The organism is Bradyrhizobium ingae (assembly GCF_055791185.1).
Genome location: NZ_JBVUBB010000078.1, coordinates 1 through 7,422, shown reverse-complemented (window position 1 = coordinate 7,422; position 7,422 = coordinate 1). Strand labels below are relative to the sequence as shown.

5 protein-coding genes are annotated in these 7,422 nt (G+C 58.7%); 2 read left to right on the top strand and 3 right to left on the bottom strand.

Annotation, left to right across the window (positions count from 1 at the left end; translation table 11 throughout):
- Positions 1 to 820: 820 nt before the first annotated feature.
- From ACV1FX_RS41385 to ACV1FX_RS41375, 3 genes are all read right to left on the bottom strand, one after another.
- Positions 821 to 1,039 (bottom strand): hypothetical protein, encoded by a 219-nt coding sequence (locus ACV1FX_RS41385; RefSeq protein ID WP_473123228.1) that lies wholly within the window; start codon positions 1,037 to 1,039, stop codon positions 821 to 823.
- Positions 1,040 to 1,185: 146 nt separating this feature from the next.
- Positions 1,186 to 2,988 carry an ABC transporter ATP-binding protein gene (locus tag ACV1FX_RS41380; protein ID WP_473123227.1) on the bottom strand — a complete coding sequence of 601 codons (1,803 nt, stop codon included), beginning with the start codon at positions 2,986 to 2,988 and terminating at the stop codon, positions 1,186 to 1,188.
- Between the two features lie 862 nt (positions 2,989 to 3,850).
- Positions 3,851 to 4,054, bottom strand: coding sequence for a hypothetical protein (locus ACV1FX_RS41375; protein WP_473123226.1), 204 nt, complete (start codon positions 4,052 to 4,054; stop codon positions 3,851 to 3,853).
- Positions 4,055 to 4,548: 494 nt separating this feature from the next.
- Between ACV1FX_RS41375 and cysD the strand changes: the two genes are divergently transcribed.
- Positions 4,549 to 5,484 carry a sulfate adenylyltransferase subunit CysD gene (gene cysD, locus ACV1FX_RS41370; RefSeq protein ID WP_473123225.1) on the top strand — a complete coding sequence of 312 codons (936 nt, stop codon included), beginning with the start codon at positions 4,549 to 4,551 and terminating at the stop codon, positions 5,482 to 5,484.
- Entirely contained in the window at positions 5,484 to 7,355 is a 1,872-nt protein-coding gene (gene cysN, locus ACV1FX_RS41365) for a sulfate adenylyltransferase subunit CysN (RefSeq protein ID WP_473123224.1), read from the top strand. Before cysD ends, cysN begins: the two co-directional genes overlap by 1 nt.
- Positions 7,356 to 7,422 lie beyond the last annotated feature (67 nt).

The following is a 7,422-nucleotide window of genomic DNA, read 5'->3' as shown; positions in this document are numbered from 1 at the left end:
CCAAATTCGATCACGACGATGCGACGGCGACTCGAACAAGGGCTGGTCCGAACGTTGTCGAGATGCCCTTGTTGTGCAATCAAGTTCGCCCATTCCACAGACCACCGTTTGTGACGCAGTAAGACTAGGGCCGGGCTTTCGAAGCGTTGAGAGCGGCCTCCGCGACCGTGCTCTTGCGGATACCAGCTTCGAGACGGCCGAACGGCTTTTCGAAGAGCAGGATTTCATTTAGAGCAGGGATTTGCTGCCTGCTCCGTCGACCGCGTCAGCTTTTTCCAAATTCGGCTCCGTCGACTGGTCGAGCGCTGTGTCGAAGCCCATGCTCGGCTCTCCTCCCGGATACAGAAAAGGTCCAGCACGCCCATGGCTGAGCGTGGCGAAAATCGGCTTGAAATGACCGTGATTGCCCCACGGATGCACAAAGGGCAGGTTTCCCCGCCGCACGTCGAAGCTAGCGAGTCTGCGCTGCGCGAGGCGCCGACCAAAGGTCGACCCACCACGCTCGTGGGCTTTCGCATCCGTTGCCCGTTACATCGTATCCGGAGGGCCCTGTCCCGTGAGCCAGAACCGGTCAGGCCGAAGCTTCTCCAGAAGCGGTGCTACGCCAAAGGCCAACTTCTCCCATCAAGCACAATCAAGTGGTGCCGTTCCCAGCGTTCTCCTCGCCATATGCGGCTGGAATGCATGTGATTACGCGGTCCGGCGGATCGAAGAGCTTAGTCGCGGGCGAAAAAAGGCCGCCCCAGATGTGGGGCGGCCAGTAATGTTCGTCGCGGGAGGAAGAATACGACGAACGAATTCAGTACGTAGCGCGTCAGCGTCACTCAACTCGCGCTGATTGCAGCCGAAGCTCTCTGGCTTCAGAACGCCATGGCAGCACGTCGCCTTCGGTATGCCTCGGCTCGAGATAACGCCCATCCGTTTGCCGCTGCACAATAGCCACTTGTTCGTATCGATTAATGCAATGGTCAGGATAGTGGCGACGGATTTCAGCGCGGAATGGGTATTTTGAGGGATTTTCAATCATGTTGACGGCCATCTCTATCCGCGCTTTCAAGGACGCGGGCGGCAATTGGCGGAAGCGGCCCGTGCGGATGTCAACAGCCCCGAGGCCGCTCGCTTGCACGCACAGACCGCTTGTTGCCGTCTCGTTGCATGCTGTTTCCAGTTCTCAGTAGTTTCCCGCTAGCCGGCCGCAGACATCCGGCCGAACTCGGTACTTTGGCTCTCCAACAGCCGCCGATAGATCCCGCCGGGCCGCTTGGTCAAAGCAGCATGCGTGCCCTGCTCGGCGATGACGCCGCCATCAAACACCAGGATGCGGTCGAGGCTTCTCACCGTCGACAGCCGATGTGCAATCACAATCGAAGTGCGGCCCTTCATCAGCCGCTCCATCGCTTCTTGGATGAGGGCCTCCGATTCCGAGTCGAGGCTTGAGGTTGCCTCGTCCAAAATCAGCACCGGCGCATCCGCTAAGAAGGCGCGCGCCAGCGCGACGCGCTGCCGCTCACCGCCTGAGAGCTTGACACCGCGCTCACCGACCAGCGTACCGTAGCCACTGCGCAGGCGCAGGATGAACTCGTGCGCATTGGCAAACCGCGCAGCCCGCTCGATCGCCCGCATATCGGCTCCGGGCCGGCCATAGGCGATATTCTCGGCAAGCGAGCGGTGGAACAGGATCGGCTCCTGCTGCACGACCGCTATCTGGCTGCGGAGCGATTGCTGCGTGGCAGAAGCGATGTCCTGACTGTCGATCAGAATGTGCCCACCGGCGACATCATAGAGCCGTTGCACCAGCTTGACGAAGGTCGTCTTGCCGGAGCCCGAGCGGCCGACCAGACCAACCCGCTCGCCGGCGGTGATATCAATCGATAGCCGGTCATAGAGCGGCGCCCCCTCGCCGCCGTACTGGAAGGTGACTTCGTCGAATACGATCTCACCCCCGTCGATGGCAATAGGACTTGCATCCGGCGCGTCCGCAATCCCGATCGGCTCATCATGGATCGCAACCAGCTCCTCCATGTCGTCGACTGAACGCTGGAGGTTGTTGATGTATATGCCAACCTCGCGCAGATACGCGTGAATAACGTAGTAGCTAGTCAGCACATAGGTAACGTCGCCCGGCGAGGCGAGCCCCGCCATCCAGAGCAGCACCGCGCCGCCGATCACCGACGCTCGCAGGAACAATAGCAGCGAGTGCTGAGCCATCGCGGCGTAATTGTAGCACAGCCAGGTTCGCCGCAGCCGCGTGCGCCAGCGGTTGAGGATGCGGGCGAACTGAGCATCCTCGCGCGCCTCCGCGCCGAACGATTTCACCACCGCATTGCAAGTCAGCGCATCGGCTAGCGTGCCGCCGACCTTGGTGTCCCAGGCGTTGGAGACTCGTGCGGCAGGCGCGATATAGCGGACCGAGAATGTCAGCGTCACCACAACATAGATCGCCGCACCAATCGCGACCACGCCGCCCAGCGCAGACCAATGCAGGCCGAGCAGGATCATCGAACCGACCAGTATCGTCAGGGACGGCAACAGAGACATCAGGATGGTCGTGTTGAGCAGGTCGAGGGCCGACATGCCGCGCGTAATCTTCCGCACACTCGAACCGGCAAAAGAGTTGGCGTGCCAATCAGTTGAGAACCGCTGGACGCGCATGAACGTATCGCTGGCCACGTCCGCCATCGTCTGAAGCGTGAACGGAGCGATTGTGTGCAGTCCTATGAGGCGCAGGATCATCGAAACGAGGCCGAGCGCGACGATGCCGCCGAAGGCGGTGAGCGCCGCATGCCGCGCCGCCTGGTTGTAAGGGCCTAACGTCAATGCGTCGACTAGATGGCCGGAGTAGACCGGCATGAACAGGTCGGCCACCGTTGACCCGAGGAACCCCACCAGTACAAGGACGGCGCGATAGGGCTGGTTCAGCCAGTGGCGGAAAACGAACGGAAGCACCGCTCGGATCGCGATAGGACGTTTGTCAGCTAGAACGGTCATGCCGCAATCCGGCCGTTGCCAGCGTACAAATCGGCGCGATCTAAACTGAGCTCCGCGTCACACAATTGCGATCGAACACCGGCGCTCTGTCGGCATTCCATGACTAAGCGAAGCACTCGATGCCAACTCTCTAAGCCGCTCGAACTCCGCTCCATAGCTTCTCGTGGAAGCCTGGCGGTCTTATGCGACGGTCTCCGCTCATACAGTATCAGGCCCTCATTCTGTATCTGGCCCTTTACGAATTCGCTCATGCCTGCATCTTGCCCGAGGAAGACCTCTCCCTCCGAAACAGTCGCCGCAAAAGCAAGCCTCGCACGACAATGACGCCCCTTTTGCTTTAATCTTTCCTGCACGCGAGCGGTCGGCGGGCATAAAGAGAATCCATCATGGTGTTGCAGGAAACGAAAAGATCGCATGTCAGAACTGCAGGAGAGAAGACGGCACACCCATCAGGTGCAGCGTGGCCAGATTGATGTTGGATCCCGAAGACACGCGGGACACTCATGCAGTGCCAGCGCCCGTCTTCTCAATCAATTCCCAAGGCTGGTAGTTGACTTGGGCGCAAGGCGTAGTCAGACCTATGGGCGGCTAGCCCGTTGGGCAAAGTGACTGGAAAGATATGAAATTGGGCTCCGCCGGACATTGCTTCGCGACGCGAAGATACCGGGCGCCAGCGCGGTAGAGATCTAACAGCTTGGCGATTTGCAGACCAAATCTCCCAAATGGCGATCGAGAGTTTGATTTTTAAGAACCAACTACTCCCGATAGCGGGTTGAGTGACCATCAGGGTGGGTTTGCTAGTCAGTAAAAGAGGTCTGCCATCCACGTGAGCCGTGTAAAACAGCGTGCCGATGCAAATCACCTAAATCAACGCGCGCCAGCCGCTTGGGGCCAGCGCCATGAGACTGTGTTCGATCATCAGAGTATCGAATGGATCAGGAGATTGAGACCAAGCCGTCAGGACCGCATCGTCGCTATCCGCGCTCTGAATGCGTTCCATCCAAAGAATCGATTTCCCCAACTCGTCTAATGCCGGGTAGGAAAAACGCCAGCCATTGAGCAGCATGGTAGGTTCCGGGCGAGAAAGCTACGTGGAGATGTCATCATGGACACGGCACCCCGTTTGTAGGCGCGGTTTTCAGCGTCTCTGCACCAGCTCTATATTGGTGGCAAGAGCGCCTGCGGGCCCGAAACGTGTGCGGATGATCATGCCCTTGAGCAAGACGGCCCGATCGCGCTGCGCCAGTCACTACCGCTACGGCTTTGCGACACGATAAACCAGCGTATGTTGAGGCAGCAACCAAGGAATGAATTGACGTCAGTCAGTCAGCCTCCCATCTACAGCCGCGGCCTCACTCCAGAATTCTATGCCCGTGGCCAGGGTAAAGCCAACGTCTCGTCCATCCCACTTGGACCGATCATGTATTGGATACCTCGGCGGGCCACGCGATGGTTCTCGCTAGCTGCCAGCGCGATCACTGATCTCATAGCCAAGCCTCAGCGACGCATGAAAACCGCAACGCAGCTTCGTAGCGAAGGGCATTTCTCGAGGACGGCAAAATGAACGCGCAGGATATGACCGGACTTAAAACACTCGCGCTGCCCCGGCATTTGCGGCGGCTCGAGGCCGAGTCGATCGAAATCATGCGCGAAGTTGTCGCCGAATTCAAAAATCCGGTGATGCTCTATTCGATCGGCAAGGATTCCAGCGTCATGCTGCACCTTGCGGTAAAAGCATTTTATCCGGCGAAGCTGCCCTTCCCGCTGATGCATATCGATACGACCTGGAAATTCCGCGAAATGATCACCTTTCGCGACGAGACGGCCAGGCGCATCGGGAGCGACCTGATCGTCCATGTGAACCAGGAAGGCATCGCGCGCGGCATTAATCCGATTGACTCCGGTTCCACGCTGCATACGCAGGTCATGAAGACCGAGGCGCTTAAGCAGGCGCTCGACCTCTACGGATTCGATGCGGCATTTGGCGGGGCGCGGCGGGACGAAGAGAAAAGCCGTGCTAAGGAGCGTATATTTTCGTTCCGATCGGCAGGACATGCATGGGATCCGCGCAACCAGCGGCCCGAACTTTGGAATCTGTTCAACACCCGCATCCGGCAAGGTGAAACGATGAGGGTGTTCGCGATGTCGAATTGGACGGAGCTCGACATCTGGGAATACATCATGTTCGAAAGAATCCCTGTCGTCCCTCTCTATTTTGCCAAACCGCGACCTGTGATCCATCGGAACGGCGCTTTGATCATGATGGACGACGAGCGGCTCCCGCTCCAGCCGAACGAAGCTCCCGAGATGCGCACGATCCGCTTCCGTACCCTCGGATGCTACCCCCTGAGCGGCGCCATCGAGTCGGAGGCCACGACCATCGAGGACATCGTAGCCGAAATGCGCCTTGCGAAAGTCTCGGAACGCCAGGGGCGTCTGATCGACACGGATGAGGTGGCGTCGATGGAGAAGAAGAAGCGGGAAGGATACTTTTGATGGATACGGACGCGGTGTGCCACCTCGGCGAGGCCGTTCGCAAAGATCAACTGCGGTTCATCACCTGCGGCTCGGTCGACGACGGCAAATCGACGCTGATCGGGCGCCTTCTGCATGACAGCAAGATGATCTATGAGGACCAGCTACAGGCGCTCGCGCGCGACAGCGCCAAGTATGGCACGACGGGCGAGGACATCGACCTTGCTCTTCTGGTCGACGGCCTCGAAGCCGAGCGCAAACAAGGTATTACCATCGACGTCGCCTATCGGTTCTTCTCCACGCCGCGCCGATCCTTCATGGTCGCCGATACGCCGGGCCACGAACAATATACCCGCAATATGGCGACCGGCGCCTCCAACGCGCAGCTCGCCATCATCCTGATCGATGCTCGCAAGGGTGTTCTGGTGCAGACCAGACGCCACTCGTTCATCTGCTCGCTATTGGGCATCCGGAACGTCCTCGTGGCCGTTAACAAAATCGACCTCGTGGACTACCGGAAAGAAGCCTTCGACAGCATCGTACGCGACTATGTCGCCTTTGCTTCGGCGCTCGGCTTCAAGTCGATCGTCCCATTGCCGATCTCCGCCAGATACGGTGACAACATTAGCTACCGATCCGGCAACACCGATTGGTATCACGGCCAGTCCCTGCTGGATTACCTCGAGACTATCGACATTCAGTCCGAGACGACCGACCTGCCCTTCCGATTTCCGGTACAGTGGGTGAACCGACCCAATCTGGATTTCCGAGGATATGCCGGCACGATCGCCTCCGGAGGCATCGCGGTTGGCGATGAAATTGTCGCGGCGGCCTCCGGTCGCAGCTCACGCGTAAAGCGGATTGTGACCTATGATGGTGATCTTGCGGCTGCAGAGGCTGGCGATGCGGTCACGATCACGCTCGAAGATGAGATCGATGTCAGCCGCGGCGATGTCCTCGCAAGCCCCACGCAGCGCCCCGAGATCGCCGACCAGTTTGCCGCTCATCTGATCTGGATGGACGACGAGCCAATGGTGCCTGGCCGCTCCTATGCATTTCGGATTGGCACGCAAACGATTGCCTCCGGCACGGTTACGTGCATCAAGTACAAGATTGACGTCAACAAGCGCGAGCGTCTCACCGCGACCACATTAGGTCTCAATGAGATCGGCCGTTGCAACGTGGCGACCGTCGTACCTGCTAGTTTCGATCCGTACCACGTCAACCGGCGCACGGGATCCTTCATCGTGATCGACCGCTATACCAACCGTACTGTTGGGGCGGGAATGATCGATTTTCCGCTCCGGCGGGCGGCCAACACGATCTGGCAGCCGCTGTCGATCGGCAAGAGGGAGCGTTCCGCGATCAAGCATCAGAAGCCGTGCATCATCTGGTTCACTGGGCTTTCCGGCGCCGGCAAATCTACGATTGCTAATATCGTCGATCAGAAGCTGTACGTGATGTCGCATCACACGATGCTCCTGGACGGCGACAACCTTCGTCACGGCCTCAATTGCGATCTTGGGTTCACTGAAGCAGATCGCGTCGAGAACATCCGACGTGCCGGCGAGGTGGCCAAATTGATGCTCGAAAGCGGCCTGATCGTCATCTGCTCTTTCATCTCACCTTACAAGGCCGACCGAGACATGGTGCGCAAGCTCGTGGGGAAGCACGAATTCGTCGAGGTCTTCGTGGATACGCCGATAGATGAATGCGTTCGGCGCGACCCAAAGGGCCTCTATTCCAAGGCAACATCCGGCAAGATCACGAACTTTACCGGCATCGATGCGCCATACGAAGCGCCAAATGAGCCGGAGGTCCATTTGAAGACACTAAAGCGGGATGGGGTTAGGTTGAATCGATTTGGGATTCCCAAATCAGTGGGTTTCTGATTCACCATGCAGGCTGGATTGGAGGCCAGCATGGATGGGCAAGCCTTATTCTCTGGATCTTCGCAAG